Origin of the sequence: Arthrobacter sp. ZBG10, from assembly GCF_001238605.1 — a bacterium.
In the GTDB taxonomy this organism is placed as follows: Bacteria; Actinomycetota; Actinomycetes; order Actinomycetales; family Micrococcaceae; genus Arthrobacter.
Genome location: NZ_LFQH01000026.1, coordinates 12,995 through 28,005, shown reverse-complemented (window position 1 = coordinate 28,005; position 15,011 = coordinate 12,995). Strand labels below are relative to the sequence as shown.

The window sequence follows — 15,011 nt, the reverse complement described above, 5'->3', positions numbered from 1 at the left end:
TGCCCGCCAACCCAGTAGATTTGGAAGCATGGCGGAATTTATCTACACAATGACCAAGGCCCGCAAGGCTGTTGGCGAAAAACTCATTCTCGACGACGTAAGCATGTCTTTCTTCCCCGGCGCCAAGATCGGTGTCGTGGGCCCGAACGGTGCCGGTAAGTCCACCATCCTGAAAATCATGGCCGGACTGGACACCCCCTCCAACGGCGAGGCCCGGCTCAGCGCCGGCTACACCGTGGGGATCCTGCTGCAGGAACCGCCGCTCAATGAGGAAAAGACTGTCCTGGGCAATGTCCAGGAAGGCGTCGGCGAGATCTACGGCAAAATCCAACGCTTCAACGAAATCTCCGAAGAGATGGCCAGCCCCGACGCTGACTACGATGTCCTCCTCGAAGAGATGGGCCAGCTGCAGGAAGCCATCGACGCCGCCGACGCGTGGGACCTCGACTCCCAGCTGGAGCAGGCCATGGATGCGCTCCGCTGCCCGCCTGCCGATGCGGACGTCACCACCCTCTCCGGTGGTGAGCGCCGTCGCGTGGCCCTCTGCAAGCTCCTCCTGCAAAAGCCGGACCTGCTCCTCCTCGACGAGCCCACCAACCACCTCGACGCCGAGAGCGTGCTCTGGCTCGAACAGCACCTTTCGTCCTACGCCGGCGCAGTCCTGGCCGTAACCCACGACCGGTACTTCCTGGACCACGTGGCCCAGTGGATCGCCGAAGTGGACCGCGGCCACCTCTACCCGTACGAAGGCAACTACTCCACGTACCTGGAGAAGAAGCGCGCCCGCCTGGAAGTCCAGGGCAAAAAGGACGCCAAGCAGGCCAAGCGCCTCACCGAGGAACTCGAGTGGGTCCGCTCCAACGCCAAGGGCCGCCAGACCAAGTCCAAAGCCCGCCTGGCACGCTACGAGGAGATGGCAGCCGAGGCTGACCGGACCCGCAAACTCGACTTCGAGGAAATCCAGATCCCGCCGGGCCCGCGCCTGGGTGGCCTGGTCCTGGAGGCCAAGAACCTCCAGAAGGGCTTCGATGACCGCGTCCTGATCGATGGGCTGTCCTTCACGCTGCCCCGCAACGGCATCGTGGGTGTCATCGGCCCCAACGGGGTGGGCAAGTCCACACTGTTCAAAACCATCGTCGGGCTGGAACCGCTCGACGGCGGCGAACTGAAGATCGGCGACTCGGTCAAGATCTCCTACGCTGACCAGAGCCGCGGCGGCATCGACCCCAACAAAACCCTGTGGGAAGTCGTCTCCGACGGACTCGACTACATCCAGGTGGGCCACGTCGAAATGCCGTCCCGCGCCTACGTCGCCGCTTTCGGTTTCAAGGGCCCGGACCAGCAGAAGAAGGCCGGCGTCCTCTCCGGCGGTGAGCGCAACCGGCTGAACCTGGCCCTGACGCTCAAGCAGGGCGGAAACCTGCTCCTCCTCGATGAGCCGACCAACGACCTCGACGTCGAAACCCTCAGCAGCCTCGAAAACGCGCTGCTCGAATTCCCCGGCTGCGCCGTGGTGGTATCGCACGACCGCTGGTTCCTGGACCGGGTGGCCACCCACATCCTGGCCTACGAAGGTGACGAGGAGAACCCCTCCAAGTGGTACTGGTTCGAGGGCAACTTCGAGTCCTACGAGGAGAACAAAGTGGAGCGGCTGGGACCTGACGCGGCCAAGCCGCACCGGGTGACCCACCGCCGCCTGACCCGCGACTGATCAGCCCGCGGCAGACAGCACCGCTGAACCACCGAAGGACGGCCCCCGGAAGGGGTGCCGTCCTTCGGCGTTAAACCGGGACGCGCGCTATTGACCGGGCCGGGCGGCTTCGGACGGAACCCGGACCATGCCTTCCTGGGCCACGGACGCAACATGTTCCCCGGCCCGGTTGAAGATCTTCCCCGTGGCCAGGCCGCGCGCACCGTGCGCGCTGGGTGACTCCTGGACGTAGAGCAGCCATTCATCAACGCGGGCGGGCCGGTGCCACCACATGGCGTGGTCCAGGCTGGCCACGTTCATGCCGGGTGTGATCCAGCTCAGCCCGTGGCGCCGCAGGATGGACTCAAGCAGGGTGTAGTCGCTGGCGTAGGCCAGGGCGGCCCGGTGCAGGTTGGGAACGTCCGGCATGGGCCCGAACGTCTTCATCCAGACAGCATTCGTGGCCGCACGCTCACCCTTCGCCGACACGTACAGCGGCGGGTCCACGTGGCGGATGTCGAACGGCCGCTCGTAGGCCCAGTGCCGGGCCACGGGATGATCAAAACCGCCCAGCAGGTCCGCGGTGCTGGGCAGGGACTCCGGGTCCGGGATGCCTTCGGGCATGGCGGATGCGTGCTCCACTCCTTCGTCCTCCACCTGGAACGACGCGATCATCGACAGGATGGGCACCCCGTCCTGGTAGGCGTGGACCCGCCGTGCGGAGAAGGACCGGCCGTCCCGGAGCCGCTGCACGCCAAAGGTGATGGGTTTGTTCGCATCGCCGGGCCGCAGGAAGTAGCCGTGCATGGAATGGACGGCCCGGCCGTCCGCCACAGTCCGGATGGAGGCGACAAGCGACTGCGCCAGGACCTGGCCGCCAAACACCCGCTGATGGGGCTGCTGCTGCGAGGGCCCCAGGAAAATATCCTCATCCGTCCGTGCGCCCTCCAGATGGCCAAGGTCCAGAAGGGTGATCAGCGATGAGGTGGGGTCACCGCTGGGTGGCGCCAGCAGTCCGGCTTCGGCTTCAGTCATGGTTCGACTCTAGACGGCGCCCCGAAGCGGCTCAACCGGACGGCAGCCGGTAGTGTTCTTGGTGTGTCTGATCTGCTTACGTCATCCTTCCGCTTCGCCGACCCGCGGGATCTCGCGGACCTGAAGACCTTCGCCACCCGCGCCAAGGCCATTGATGACGGCGCCATCCGGCTGCAGGCCGCCGGCACCGTCCTGGCCGCCTACGTCTGTGTGCTGCGGCCCCGCGCTCTGGGCGAATCGACGCCCACCATCCTGGGCCTGCGCACCATGGCGCTGGCCCAGCCGTCCGGCACGGACGTCACTGTGCCGATCAGCGCGGTCCTGGACCGGCTGGCGCGGGCGGGGGAGCACGACGTCGACCTGCCGGTTCCGCCGTCCACGGTCGCCGAATCGTGGACCGGAGTCAGTGCGCCCCGCGGCGGGTGGGAACGCATTGGCAGCATCAGCGACGCCGACCTGCGTGCTGCGGCCGAAGCCGGCATCACCGAAGTGGCGGGCATCGTCCCCGACAAACCAGGCGCCTTGATCGTCAACAACGCCCGCGCAGCCGTGTGGGGGCGTGACCTGGACGGCAGCGGGCTGCCGGCCGGGGCTGCCTTCGCCGCCCTGACCCTGGGTTTCCTCGGAACCGGGGAGCAGGCCCTGTTCCGGGCCGGCCGCTGGTTCCGGGTCTCCGGCGACCGCGGCCACGTCCTGGCCCGCACCGGCAGCGGCCTCGGCTGAACAGCGGCCCCGGCCGAAGCCGGCAACCGCGCCTGAACCGGGCCCCGGCCCCCGGGCGCCTCAGCAGGCTACCGGCCCGGCCGCCCGGTCAGGATGAGGGACTGTTGACCATGGACAGCGCCGCGCGCTCCATGTAGTCCCACAACGTGCCCTCGTACAACGGCGGAAGGGCCAGGGCGTCCACGGCAGTGCGCATGTGGAAGAGCCAACGGTCCTTGGCCTCGGGCGTGACCTGGAACGGCATGTGCCGCATCCGCAGGCGCGGGTGGCCGCGTTCCTCGCCGTACGTGGTGGGGCCGCCCCAGTACTGCTCCAGGAACATCAGGAAGCGGCGCTTGGCCGGCGCCAGGTCCTCCTCCGGATACATGGGCCGGAGCAGCGGATCCGTGGCGACGCCGTCGTAGAAAACGTCGATCAGTTTCACGAACGTCCCGTGGCCGCCCACGGCGTCGTAAAAATTGTCCGTGTACCCGGGCTTGCTGAACGGATCGTTCTGCATCAGGGGCCGCTGCGGCTCCAGGGGGAGGCTCATGCTATTCGCCGGCTTTCTGTTCGGTTTTGCGTGGTTCGGCGTACTCGGCCGGAGCCATCAGGCCCGCGGCGGGTTCCTGCACGGGGGCCACGTACCGGCCCTGGGACCTGTTACCCACCCGGAGGATTTCGCCGTTGCGGAGGTACCAGATGGCGCCGTCGTCGGACCGGACCCGGGTGATCCGCAGGCCCATGGACTCCACAACGCCCACAACTTCGCTGGTCTCGATGACATCGCCGATGCCGTACTGGTCCTCGATGGTGATAAAGATCCCGGCAAGGAAGTCACGGATCAGCTGCTGGGCGCCGAAGCCGATGGCCACACCCAGGATGCCCACGCTGGTGAGCAGCGGCGCGATGTTGATGTCCAGGTTCTGCAGCACGTACATGCTGGTGATCACCACCACCAGCACCCCCACGATGCTGTTCAGCAGGGAACCGATGGTTTCCGCGCGCTGTACCCGCCGTTCGTGGTCGAGGGCACGCAGCGCCGGGGCCACCCACTTGAAGGTGCGTTTTTTGAAGAAGTTGCTGCCGGCCGCCACCCGCTTGGTGATGCGGGCAATCGCAAACGTGGCGATCAGCCAAAAGGCGATCCCGATGCCGATGCTGATGATTATTCCGGTGAGGCTGATGCCGTTGGGTTCTGACGCTGCGTTGGGAAGGATGGACATCATGCTGACCATAAGGGGGAAATGCTCCTTGGGGTGGGGGTCTGTTCGCTTTCAACATTAGCGCCGTACGGTGGACCAATGCGCATTCTTGTCCTGGGTGGTACCGCCTTCCTGTCCGCAGAAATCGTCCGGCAGGGGGTGGCCCTGGGGCACCGTGTCACCTGCCTGGCCCGCGGAACCACGCGGATCCCGCCCGACGGCGCCACCTGGCTTAAAGCGGACCGTTCACTGGGAGCGGAAGCCTATGCCGGGGCCGCCCGGCAGGACTGGGATGCGGTCATCGACGTGGCCCGCGACCCGGCCCTGGCTAAAGGCGCGCTGGCCGCCCTTGCCGGCCGGACTGCACACTGGACCTTCGTCTCCACCAGCTCCGTCTACGCCGACAACTCGGTCCCGGGTGCGGCGGAGGACGCCGCGCTGCTGCCGTCCCTGCCTGCCGGTGCGGAGGCCACACCGGAAACCTACGGTGCGGCGAAGGCAGCCATCGAGGCAGCCACCCTGGCAGCCACGGAAGGCCGGGCCCACCTGTGCCGGGCCGGGCTGATCAGTGGCCCGGGCGACAGCACTGACCGGTACGGCTACTGGCCGGGCAGGTTCGCCCGGGGCGGCAGCCCCGTCCTGGTCCCGGCCATCGCCGCCCACCCCACCCAGATCATCGACGCGCGGGACCTGGCGGCCTGGCTCCTGCAGGCAGCGGAGCAGGGGACCACCGGAACCCTCAATGCCATTGGGGACGCCGTCCCCTTCGGAAGCTACATCGAGGCGTCCCGTGCGGCGGCCGGCCACCGCGGCGGAACAGTGGAAGCTAACGTGGAGTTCCTGGCCGCGGAAGGCGTGGCGTACTGGGCCGGACCGGACTCCCTGCCGCTGTGGCTCCCGCCAGGAAACGACGGTTTTATGGCACGCAGCAACACCGCGGCGAAGGCGGCCGGCCTGACGCTGCGGCCCTGGCAGGAGACCGTCGAAGACACGCTGCTGGACGAGCGGCACCGCGGTCTGGACCGGCCCCGGAAAGCGGGGCTCAGCCCCGCCACCGAGGCCCGCCTGGTCGGCGCCCTCACGAACGGCCCCTAGGCCACCAGCGTCACCGGCCGGTGCTGCACCGGAAAGTTGACGCTCCGGGCGATGAAACACACCTTATTGGCTTCATGGTGCAGCGTTTCCGCCAGCCCGGCCTGCCCGGCGTCGGCCACGGTGACCTGAGGGTTCAGCGTCACGGACTCGAACTGGCCGCTGCCGTCCCGGTTCAGCCGCATCATCCCGGTGGCCTCATCGCGGTAATCCAGCACCGTCACGCCGTGCTGCACCGCCACATGCAGGAAGGACAGCATGTGGCACTGCGCCAGGGCAGCCAGCAGCAGCTGCTCGGGATTAAAGCGCTCCCGGTCCCCGTGGAACGTGGGGTCGGCCGAACCCTTGAGGACGGGCAGCCCGGGGATCAGCACGTTGTGGTCCCGCGAATAATCGCGGTACCCGGATGTTCCGGTCCCCAGGTTGCCCGTCCATTGGACCGCGAGGGCGTAGTGGTGCTCGTGCAGGTTCTTCACGGCCTGTCCTTCAGGCGTCCGCGGCACGGGCCCGCAGCGCACGCGCCACGGCGTCGCGGTTTTCCAGCATCATGCGGCGCAGCGCGGCGCCCTCCGCCGGAAGGCCGGCAAGGAACGCGTCCGTCCGGTCCACGGTGGCCTGCGTTGTCAGCAGGGCGGGGTAGAGGCCGACGACGATCTGCTGGGCGAGTGCGTGGGTCCGGTTTTCGACAATGCCCGGCACAGCCTCGAAATACTTTTCGGCGTACGGCTCGAGCAGGGACCGGTCCCGGACCCGCATGAACCCGGCCACCGCCGAGCCCTGCAGGGCGTTGGACAGGCTGCCCTTGACCACAATCGACTCCCAGGCTGCTGCCTTGGCCGCAGCCGTGGGGATCGCGGCCCCGGCCAGCGCCGCGGCGTTCTGCCCGCTGGCGGTGTTGTCGCGTGCCAGCTCGGCGTCGATTCCGTCCTGGTCCAGCCGGCCGCCTGCCACCAGCGAGGCCACGAGTTCCCAGCGCAGGTCCTGGTCAACGGCGAGCCCTTCCAGCGTGACCGAACCGGCCAGCAGCCCCGCCACGGTGTCCAGCTGAGTGGCGCTTCCGGCGTGGAGCGCAAAAGCCTTGATGAACTGCAGCTGGGCGTCGGAGCCGCCGGGCGCTTTGCCCGCGAGGTCCCAGAGTGTGTCTGCCGCCGCCACCGTGGTGGCTTCGCGGTGATCCCCGGAAACATAGAAGTTCAGCGCCGTCGCCAGTTGGCGGAGCTGGACCAGGATCACCGACGAATCGGTTTCGGCGGCGACGTTCGCCAGGATCAGTCCCACGTACTGCCGGGCCGGCGTCTGGCCGTCCCGGGCCGCGTCCCAGGCCGAGTTCCACACCAGGGTCCGGGGCAGGCTCTGGGCGAAGTCCTTGAGGTGGGCCGTGGCGGTGGCCAGGGACGCCGGATCCAGCCGGACCTTCGCGTAGGCCAGGTCGTCGTCGTTCACCAGCACCAGGTCAGGACGGGCCAGGCCCACCAGGGCAGGCACCTCGGTGCGGGGGCCGTCCACGTCCAGTTCCTCGCGGTGCACCCGCTCCAGCTTTCCGGCGGCGGAGAGGTTGTAGAAGCCAACGGCCAGCCGGTGCGGGCGGAGGGTGGGCCACTCCGGAACGGCAGTCTGGGCAATGGCAAAGGAGGTGATGGTGCCGTCGGCGTCCACGTCCAGTTCCGGGGTGAGCGTATTGACGCCCGCAGTTTCCAGCCACTGCTTGCCCCAGCTGTCCAGTTCCCGGCCGCTGGCCTTTTCCAGTTCCACCATGAGGTCGCTGAGCTCGGTGTTCTGCCAGGAATGCTTCGCGAAGTATTCGCGCACTCCGGCCATGAACTGCTCCGGCCCAACCCAGGCCACCAGCTGCCGGAGCACGGAGGCGCCCTTGGCGTAGGTGATCCCGTCGAAGTTCACCTCCACGTCCTGCAGGTCGTTGATGTCGGCGAAGATCGGGTGGGTGGTTGGCAGCTGGTCCTGGCGGTACGCCCAGGACTTCTCCACCGACGCGAACGTGGTCCAGGCACTGGTGAAGGAGGTGGCTTCCACCGCCGCCAGGTGCGACATGTATTCGGCAAAGGACTCGTTGAGCCACAGGTCGTTCCACCAGCGCATGGTCACCAGGTCGCCGAACCACATGTGCGCCAGCTCGTGGAGCACGGTGATGGCCCGGCGCTCCACCTGGGCGCCGGTGACCTTGCCGCGGAACACGTAGCCTTCCAGGATGGTTACCGCACCGGCGTTCTCCATGGCGCCCGCATTGAACTCGGGCACAAACAGCTGGTCATACTTTTCGAACGGGTAGGGGCAACCGAACTGGGCCTCGAAGAACCCGAAGCCCTGCCGGGTGAGCTCAAAGATGTTCTCCGCGTCGAGGTACTGCATCAGGGACTTCCGGGCGAAAACACCCAGCGGGATGACCCGCCCGTCGGAGCTGGTCACTTCGGACCGGACCGACTGGTACGGCCCGGCGATCAGGGCTGTGACGTAGGAGGACAGCCGCGGGGTGGGCGCGAACGTCCACACGGACCGGGCTCCGCCGTCGTCGCCGGGCTCGGCAGGCGCGGGCGCCGGGGTGGGGGAGTTGGAGATCAGGTCCCAGTGGGACGGGGCGGTGACGGTGAAGGCGAACGTGGCCTTCAGGTCGGGCTGTTCGAACACGGCAAACATTCGGCGGGAATCGGGAACCTCGAACTGCGTGTAGAGGTACACCTCGCCGTCCACGGGGTCCACAAACCGGTGCAGGCCTTCACCGGTGTTCATGTACGGCGCATCGGCCACCACGGTGAGCTCGTTCCGCTCCGCCAGGTCCGGCAGCTGGATCCGGACGCCGTCCGAGACCGTGGCGGGATCCAGGCTGCGGCCATTGAGGGTCACGCTGTGCACGGTGCGGGTAACGGCGTCGATGAAGGTGGATGAGCCGGGAACGGCCCCGAACGCCACGGTGGTGGTGCTGCCGAAGATTTCTCCGCCCCGGGTCAGGTCCAGGCTGACCTCGTAGGAATCGACGGTGATCAGGTCAGCGCGGCCGCGTGCTTCGGCGCGAGTCAGGTTCATGCCCGGCAAAGTGGTCCTCCAGAGAAGTTGGTGTGCCGCCGGCGGTGGCCGGCGTTGGCACTGATCATTCTTGCACTGCCTGCCCCCATGGCAAGTTGCGCCGGTCACAGCCACCGGCCGCGCCGGCCGGGACCTCGGGCGGCCAGGGCGGGAGTAGCGTTGGAGCATGGGAAAGTTCCGGGATTCGGTGGATGCCAAGGCGCTGCGCTTTGCGCTGGGGTTCCCTGTCCTCCTCGCCGTTGCCTTTGTGGTGTCCGCGTCCTTGCTGCGGCCTGACCTTCCGGAGCCGCTCGCCATCCGCTGGACGGCCGACGGCGGCGCCTCCTTTGCGCCGTTCGGCGCCTACGTGGGGTGGGGGGCAGCCCTGGTGGTGGCCTGCGGCTGGCTGGTTCTGCTCCAGGCCGTGCCGCTGAACAGGCCGGTGCTGATGCGGCGCATCATGATGGGCGCCGGGCTCTTCCTCGCCCTGTTCATCACCACGGTCCTGGCCGCCGGAATGGTGGGCCAGGCCGGTCTGGCGGACGCCCGCGACTCCCACGTCGACGCGATCGTCCTGGCCAGCGGCAGCGGCGCCGCCGTGGCACTGGGCGTCATCATGGCGTTCGTCTACAAGGCGGACCGGCAGTGGTCCCCGGACGATGACCGTGCCCTGCAGTCGGCGATCGCCCGCGAACTGGATCCAGAGCTGGCGGCGGACACCATCCGCTTCTGGGTGCACGCCCGCAGCTCGGTCTTTGTGATGATCGGCATCGGTTCCCTGTTCCCGGCGGCCCTGCTTGCCATCGCCGTCCCCTGGCTCGGTGCAGTCCTGGTGCTGGCTGCAGCCCTCGCGGCCGCTTTCCTCTTTGCCCGCGTCACCGCGGACCGGGCCGGCCTGAAAGTCCTGGTGGCCGGCGTGGTACCCGTGATGGACGTCCCCGCGGGGGCCATCGCCACCGCCGCCGCGTCGGACCTGAAAGCCGCCGACTACGGCGGGTGGGGCTACCGGCACCACGGCGGCACCGCAGCCCTGCTCGTCAGCAGTGGACCCGCCGTCGTCGTCCGCAAAACCGACGGCGGCAGGCTGGCCGTCAGCGGCGGCAGCCAGGCAACCGCCGCCAGGCTGGCCGATGTGCTCACCCGGGTGGCGGAACGGGCCAGACGGAGCGGACCGTCATCAGCCGCCGGGCAACCACCGTCCTAGTACTCTTGTCCTGTTGTTCCCTTGCTCCCGGGGCCGGCCGCAGCGCCCCCAAACCGAACGGATTCAAGCTCGTGACTTCTACTCCTGCCTTCCCGCGGGTCCACATTGCCACCGACCACGCGGGCATGGAACTCAGCGCCCACCTGGTCCAGCACCTCACCGCAACGGGCTACGACGTGGTGGACCACGGACCCAAGGAGTACGACGCCCTGGACGACTACCCCTCCTTCTGCATCAACGCCGCCCGCGCCGTTGTGGCGGACCAGGAAGCAGGCGTCCACGCGCTGGGCATCGTGCTGGGCGGCTCCGGCAACGGCGAGCAGATTGCCGCCAACAAGGTCCGGGGCGTCCGGGCCGCCCTCGCCTGGAACCATTCCACGGCCACCCTGGCCCGGGAACACAACGACGCCAACGTGGTGGCTGTGGGCGGCCGCCAGCACACGGTCGAGGAAGCCACCGCCCTCATCGAGGCGTTCCTGGCCGAGCCCTTCAGCAACGACGAGCGCCACGTGCGCCGGATCGGCAAGATCGCGGCCTATGAAACCACCGGCGAGGTCATCGACTAGTGCCGGAAGGGCATTCAGTCCGGCGCCTGGCCCGGCAGTTCGGCGACGTCTTCACTGGCCAGGCCCTGACCGTAACCAGCCCCCAGGGCCGGTTCAGCGCCGGCGCCGCGCTGCTTGACGGCCACACCATGGTTGCCGCCGAAGCCCACGGCAAGCACCTGTTCCTGCACTTCGGGAACGCGCTGGTGCTGCACGTGCACCTGGGCCTGTACGGCGCGTGGAGCTTCGGCGGGGACAGCAGCTTCGCCGGTGCTTCCAGCATCGGTGCGCCCCGCAGGGTGGGGGAGCGGGAAACCACGGCGGACCCTGACGACGGCGGCCTGCCGTACGAAGGCCCGCCCGCTCCGGTGGGGGCCGTCCGGGTCCGCCTGGCCGGCCCCCACGGCTGGGCGGATCTCCGCGGCGCCACGACGTGCGAAACCATTACCGAAGCGGAGGTACAGGCCGTCCTGGACCGGCTGGGCCCGGACCCGCTGCGGAACCTCCGCGGCGATGCGGGCCGCTTCGCCGCGAACCTGGCCGGCCGGAAACCCACCATCGCCGCGCTCCTGATGGACCAGAAGATCATCGCCGGGGTGGGGAACGTCTACCGGGCAGAGGTGCTGTTCCGGCAGCGGCTGGACCCCTACCTTCCCGGCGGGTCGCTCAGTGACGCCGCCGCGCGCAAGCTGTGGCGCGACGTCGTCAGCCTCATGACCGACGGGGTGGCGGACGGCCGGATCATCACCACGGCCGCCAAATACTGGACCCGGCGGAACGGAAAAACCGGCCGGGTCAGGAGCGCGGACGGCACCTTGTCGCTGCCCGCGAAAACCGCTGCCATTCCCGTCCGGGCGGACGCGCACTACGTCTACAAACGCAACGGGCTGCCCTGCAGGGTCTGCGGGACCGTGGTCCTGGCCGCCGAACTGGTGGGCCGCAACCTGTACTGGTGCCCGGTCTGCCAGCAGTCCTGACGGCACGCCAAATACAAAAGGACCCCTCAGGCGAGGGGTCCTTTTTGTTGGAGGGGACGACGGGAATCGAACCCGCGTAATCAGTTTGGAAGACTGAGGCTTTACCATTAAGCTACGTCCCCGAAGGAAGCTCCATTCCACTATATACGTGGGCGGGAATCTTCGGGCTGGCTGTTCAAGCCGGATACAACTAAACCTAATCGATGGCCTACGTGTCAAATGTGCAAACTGGGCGCGTATCACCGTAGACTTGCCTGTGCACTTACGGGGTGTAGCTCAGCTTGGCTAGAGCACCTGCTTTGGGAGCAGGAAGTCGCAGGTTCAAATCCTGTCACCCCGACTCTGCCGCCCGGACCGCCAGGCCCGGACAGAAAAATGCGTTTGATTGACAATCCATCCCCCAACCCCAGGAGTACTTAGACCGTGAAGAGCGCTGTCGAGAACCTCACCCCCACGCGGGTCAAGCTCAATGTTGAGGTCCCCTTCGAGGAACTGAAGCCCAGCATCGACTCGGCCTACAAGACCGTTGCTTCGCAGATCCAGGTTCCTGGTTTCCGTAAGGGCAAGGTCCCCGCCAAGCTCATCGACCAGCGCGTCGGCCGCGGCTACGTCCTGGAAACCGCCATCAATGATGGCCTCAACGGCTGGTACCAGGCGGCCGTGCAGGAATCCGGCATCCGCCCGCTGAGCCGTCCCGAGGTTGAAATCACCGAGGTTCCGGACCCCACCGCCACCGACGGCGGCCTGAAGTTCGCCGCCGAGGTTGACGTCCGCCCCGAGATTGAACTGCCCGATTACGCCGGAATCACGGTCGAGGTTGCTGCAGCCGAATCCTCCGACGAGGACGTGGACAAGGCCCTGGACGAACTGCGCGGCCGCTTCGGCACGCTCAAGTCCGTGGACCGTCCCGCCGCCGACGGTGACTTCCTCACCATCGACATCACCGCCACCATCGAGGGCGACGATGTGGACACCGCGTCCGGCCTGTCCTACCAGGTTGGCGCCGGCACCATGCTCGAGGGCCTCGACGAAGCCGTTACCGGCCTCAGCGCCGACGAGGACGCCATCTTCAACACCACTCTGGTGGGCGGCGAGCACGCCGGCGAAGCAGCACAGGTCAAGGTTGTTGTGACCGCTGTCAAGGAACGCGAGCTTCCCGAAGCGAACGATGACTTCGCTCAGCTCGCCTCCGAGTTCGACACCCTTGTTGAGCTCCGTGAGGACCTCGCCAAGCAGGCTGCCGACTCCAAGGTTGTTGAGCAGGGCGTCGAAGCCCGCGACAAGGTCCTGGACAAGCTCGTTGAGCTCGTTGAGGTTCCCGTGCCGGATTCGGTCGTCGAAGAGCAGCTCGAAGCCCACTTCAAGGAGGGCAATGGCCACGGTGAAGGCGAGCACGACACCGAGGAGCACCGCGAGGAGATCCGGGTCAACACCGCCCGCGCCTTCCAGAACGAAATCATCCTCGACGCCATCGCCGAAAAGGAAGAAGTGGACGTCAGCCAGAACGAGCTGATCGACTACATCGTCACCACCGCCAGCCAGTACGGCATGGACCCGAACCAGTTCGCCCAGATCATTGATCAGAGCGGCCAGGTCCCCATGATGGTCTCCGAGGTCCGCCGCCGCAAGGCACTGGCTGTTGTCCTCGGCCAGGCCACCGTGACCGACACCGACGGCAAGACCGTTGACCTGAGCGACTTCGTCCGCCCCGGCGGCGAAGACGAAGCTCCCGCAGCTGACGAAGCAGAGGCCGTAACCGCCGATGCCGAGGCTGCAGAAGCTCCCGCCGAAGACGAGAAGGCAGCGGCCAAGGCCTAGCCTTCAGCACCCTGTAACCAATGGCCCCCGGATCAATGATCCGGGGGCCATTCGCGTTAAAGAGCCCCACGCAGCCCATGGTTCGCCGATCGTGCGCCGTCAGCGAACAGCCGTCGGTGCGCGAACAATTCGCCGCTGAAACGGGTTAGTGTCCAAGTAGTGATTTTCAGTGATGTCACCGTCACCAGTGAGAGGTAAGCAAACATGTCACAGCACCCACAGGCACCCCGGATGGCCACCGTCGATCCTGCAGCCCAGGATAGCTACATCTACAACCGCCTCCTCAAGGAGCGGATCATCTGGCTCGGCTCGGAGGTGCGTGACGACAACGCCAACGCCATCTGCTCGCAGCTGCTCCTGCTCTCCGCCGAGAACCCGGAAAAGGACATCTACCTTTACATCAACTCTCCCGGCGGTTCCGTGACGGCCGGCATGGCCATCTACGACACCATGCAGTTCATTCCCAATGACGTTGTCACCGTCGCCACCGGCCTGGCCGCTTCCATGGGGCAGTTCCTGCTCTCCTCCGGCACCAAGGGGAAACGCTACGCCACTCCCAACGCACGTGTCCTGATGCACCAGCCCTCGGGCGGCATCGGCGGTACCGCATCGGACATCAAGATCCAGGCGGAGCTGATCCTGCACATGAAGAAGGTCATGGCCGAACTGACAGCCGACCAGACCGGCCAGAGCGTGGAAACCATCCTCAAGGACAACGACCGCGACAAGTGGTTCACGGCTGACGAGGCCCTTGCCTACGGTTTCTTCGACAAAATTGCGGCGCACGCCGGATCCGTGGCCGGTGGCGGCGGAACTGCCAGCGGCAGCGGCAGCGACTCCGCCGCTTCGAACTAACCGGCACCCAGAAACCCAGATCAGGAGCTATGAACATGAACTACAACTTCGGGTGGTCTGCCGGAAATCTTCCGTCCAGCCGTTACGTCCTGCCCCAGTTCGAGGAGCGCACCCCCTACGGCTTCAAGCGCCAGGACCCGTACACCAAGCTCTTCGAGGACCGCATTATCTTCCTCGGTGTGCAGGTTGACGACGCCTCCGCCGATGACGTCATGGCCCAGCTGCTGGTGCTCGAGTCCACTGACCCGGACCGCGACATCACCCTGTACATCAATTCCCCGGGTGGATCGTTCACGGCCATGACGGCCATCTACGACACCATGCAGTACATCCGGCCCGAGATCCAGACCGTGTGCCTGGGCCAGGCCGCCAGTGCCGCAGCGGTCCTGCTTGCGGCGGGCACCCCGGGTAAGCGCCTGGCGCTGCCCAACGCCCGCGTCCTGATCCACCAGCCGGCACTGTCCGGCGGGCAGGGCGGGCAGGCCTCGGACCTCGAGATCCAGGCTGCCGAAGTGATGCGGATGCGCTCCTGGCTTGAGGACACCCTGGCCCACCACTCGGGCCGGACCTCCGAACAGGTCAACAACGACATCGAGCGCGACAAGATCCTGACCGCAGCCGAGGCGCAGGCCTACGGATTGATCGACCAGGTCCTTGACTCCCGAAAGATCAAGGCACAGGCAATTACCAGGTAGCAGTTCGGCCCAAGGCCGGTGGGACCGCCGTCATTTGGCCCCACCGGCCTTTGCCTTCCACCCTTTGGGACCGAATGTGACCTAGAGTGGAAGGTGTCACACCGGCCAGGCCGGGTGGTGAAGATTCCAGCATCGGCGCAAGGCTGCCCGGCAGCAAGATTCTAAAAGGGGTTTC

The 15,011-nt window shown here is 67.0% G+C and carries 14 protein-coding genes and 2 tRNA genes; 10 read left to right on the top strand and 6 right to left on the bottom strand.

Features of this window, described 5'->3' with window-relative positions:
- Nucleotides 1-28 precede the first annotated feature (28 nt).
- Nucleotides 29-1,711 carry an energy-dependent translational throttle protein EttA gene (gene ettA, locus ACU18_RS06590; RefSeq protein WP_050684738.1) on the top strand — a complete coding sequence of 561 codons (1,683 nt, stop codon included), beginning with the start codon at nucleotides 29-31 and terminating at the stop codon, nucleotides 1,709-1,711.
- A gap of 87 nt (nucleotides 1,712-1,798) precedes the next feature.
- Here the strand turns inward: ettA and ACU18_RS06585 are convergent, their stop codons facing one another.
- On the bottom strand, nucleotides 1,799-2,725 hold the full coding sequence (locus ACU18_RS06585; RefSeq protein WP_050684737.1) for an acyl-CoA thioesterase: 927 nt from the start codon (nucleotides 2,723-2,725) through the stop codon (nucleotides 1,799-1,801).
- 63 nt (nucleotides 2,726-2,788) lie between these two features.
- Between ACU18_RS06585 and ACU18_RS06580 the strand changes: the two genes are divergently transcribed.
- Nucleotides 2,789-3,448: a hypothetical protein gene (locus tag ACU18_RS06580; RefSeq protein WP_050684736.1), complete on the top strand. Its 660-nt coding sequence runs from the start codon at nucleotides 2,789-2,791 to the stop codon at nucleotides 3,446-3,448.
- An 88-nt stretch (nucleotides 3,449-3,536) separates the two neighbouring features.
- Here ACU18_RS06580 and ACU18_RS06575 read toward each other — a convergent pair whose 3' ends face one another.
- Together ACU18_RS06575 and ACU18_RS06570 are read right to left on the bottom strand one after the other, a co-directional pair.
- Nucleotides 3,537-3,980 (bottom strand): globin, encoded by a 444-nt coding sequence (locus ACU18_RS06575; protein WP_050684735.1) that lies wholly within the window; start codon nucleotides 3,978-3,980, stop codon nucleotides 3,537-3,539.
- Between the two features lies 1 nt (nucleotide 3,981).
- Complete coding sequence (locus ACU18_RS06570; protein ID WP_050684734.1) at nucleotides 3,982-4,665, bottom strand: mechanosensitive ion channel family protein; 684 nt, start codon at nucleotides 4,663-4,665, stop codon at nucleotides 3,982-3,984.
- Nucleotides 4,666-4,731: 66 nt separating this feature from the next.
- On the opposite strand from ACU18_RS06570, the gene ACU18_RS06565 reads away from it, so the two are divergent.
- The gene (locus ACU18_RS06565) at nucleotides 4,732-5,727 is read left to right on the top strand and encodes an epimerase (RefSeq protein ID WP_050684733.1); all 996 of its coding nucleotides are present in this window, start codon (nucleotides 4,732-4,734) and stop codon (nucleotides 5,725-5,727) included.
- Here ACU18_RS06565 and ACU18_RS06560 read toward each other — a convergent pair.
- Nucleotides 5,724-6,200 (bottom strand): OsmC family protein, encoded by a 477-nt coding sequence (locus ACU18_RS06560; RefSeq protein WP_197273532.1) that lies wholly within the window; start codon nucleotides 6,198-6,200, stop codon nucleotides 5,724-5,726. The two genes, ACU18_RS06565 and ACU18_RS06560, sit on opposite strands and share 4 nt — an antisense overlap.
- A 10-nt stretch (nucleotides 6,201-6,210) precedes the next feature.
- The gene (pepN, locus tag ACU18_RS06555; RefSeq protein WP_050684732.1) at nucleotides 6,211-8,763 is read right to left on the bottom strand and encodes an aminopeptidase N; all 2,553 of its coding nucleotides are present in this window, start codon (nucleotides 8,761-8,763) and stop codon (nucleotides 6,211-6,213) included.
- 166 nt (nucleotides 8,764-8,929) lie between these two features.
- On the opposite strand from pepN, the gene ACU18_RS06550 reads away from it, so the two are divergent.
- The 3 genes from ACU18_RS06550 to ACU18_RS06540 all read left to right on the top strand — a co-directional run bounded on the left by ACU18_RS06550 (nucleotide 8,930) and on the right by ACU18_RS06540 (nucleotide 11,468).
- Nucleotides 8,930-9,946, top strand: a complete 1,017-nt coding sequence (locus ACU18_RS06550) for a hypothetical protein (protein ID WP_050684731.1) — start codon at nucleotides 8,930-8,932, stop codon at nucleotides 9,944-9,946.
- A gap of 71 nt (nucleotides 9,947-10,017) precedes the next feature.
- Entirely contained in the window at nucleotides 10,018-10,512 is a 495-nt protein-coding gene (locus tag ACU18_RS06545) for a ribose-5-phosphate isomerase (RefSeq protein WP_050684730.1), read from the top strand.
- Entirely contained in the window at nucleotides 10,512-11,468 is a 957-nt protein-coding gene (locus tag ACU18_RS06540; protein ID WP_050684729.1) for an Fpg/Nei family DNA glycosylase, read from the top strand. Before ACU18_RS06545 ends, ACU18_RS06540 begins: the two co-directional genes overlap by 1 nt.
- Before the next feature lie 48 nt (nucleotides 11,469-11,516).
- Here ACU18_RS06540 and ACU18_RS06535 read toward each other — a convergent pair.
- Nucleotides 11,517-11,590: transfer RNA gene (locus ACU18_RS06535), tRNA-Gly, on the bottom strand.
- A gap of 143 nt (nucleotides 11,591-11,733) precedes the next feature.
- Between ACU18_RS06535 and ACU18_RS06530 the strand changes: the two genes are divergently transcribed.
- From ACU18_RS06530 to ACU18_RS06515, 4 genes are all read left to right on the top strand, one after another.
- Nucleotides 11,734-11,808 (top strand) — tRNA-Pro (locus ACU18_RS06530).
- A gap of 83 nt (nucleotides 11,809-11,891) precedes the next feature.
- A complete protein-coding gene (tig, locus tag ACU18_RS06525) occupies nucleotides 11,892-13,286 on the top strand; it encodes a trigger factor (RefSeq protein WP_050684728.1) in 1,395 nt (464 codons plus the stop codon).
- Nucleotides 13,287-13,517: 231 nt separating this feature from the next.
- A complete protein-coding gene (locus tag ACU18_RS06520; protein WP_050684727.1) occupies nucleotides 13,518-14,141 on the top strand; it encodes an ATP-dependent Clp protease proteolytic subunit in 624 nt (207 codons plus the stop codon).
- A gap of 35 nt (nucleotides 14,142-14,176) precedes the next feature.
- Complete coding sequence (locus ACU18_RS06515; protein ID WP_050684778.1) at nucleotides 14,177-14,836, top strand: ATP-dependent Clp protease proteolytic subunit; 660 nt, start codon at nucleotides 14,177-14,179, stop codon at nucleotides 14,834-14,836.
- The last annotated feature ends 175 nt before the right edge of the window (nucleotides 14,837-15,011 follow it).

Bases quoted from the DNA above. Each gene is read 5' to 3' on its own strand.
- ettA (WP_050684738.1), top strand. From the start codon at position 29: ATGGCGGAATTTATCTACACAATGACCAAGGCCCGCAAGGCTGTTGGC.
- ACU18_RS06585 (WP_050684737.1), bottom strand. From the start codon at position 2,725: ATGACTGAAGCCGAAGCCGGACTGCTGGCGCCACCCAGCGGTGACCCC.
- ACU18_RS06575 (WP_050684735.1), bottom strand. From the start codon at position 3,980: ATGAGCCTCCCCCTGGAGCCGCAGCGGCCCCTGATGCAGAACGATCCG.
- ACU18_RS06570 (WP_050684734.1), bottom strand. From the start codon at position 4,665: ATGGTCAGCATGATGTCCATCCTTCCCAACGCAGCGTCAGAACCCAAC.
- ACU18_RS06565 (WP_050684733.1), top strand. From the start codon at position 4,732: ATGCGCATTCTTGTCCTGGGTGGTACCGCCTTCCTGTCCGCAGAAATC.
- pepN (WP_050684732.1), bottom strand. From the start codon at position 8,763: ATGAACCTGACTCGCGCCGAAGCACGCGGCCGCGCTGACCTGATCACC.
- ACU18_RS06550 (WP_050684731.1), top strand. From the start codon at position 8,930: ATGGGAAAGTTCCGGGATTCGGTGGATGCCAAGGCGCTGCGCTTTGCG.
- ACU18_RS06520 (WP_050684727.1), top strand. From the start codon at position 13,518: ATGGCCACCGTCGATCCTGCAGCCCAGGATAGCTACATCTACAACCGC.
- ACU18_RS06515 (WP_050684778.1), top strand. From the start codon at position 14,177: ATGAACTACAACTTCGGGTGGTCTGCCGGAAATCTTCCGTCCAGCCGT.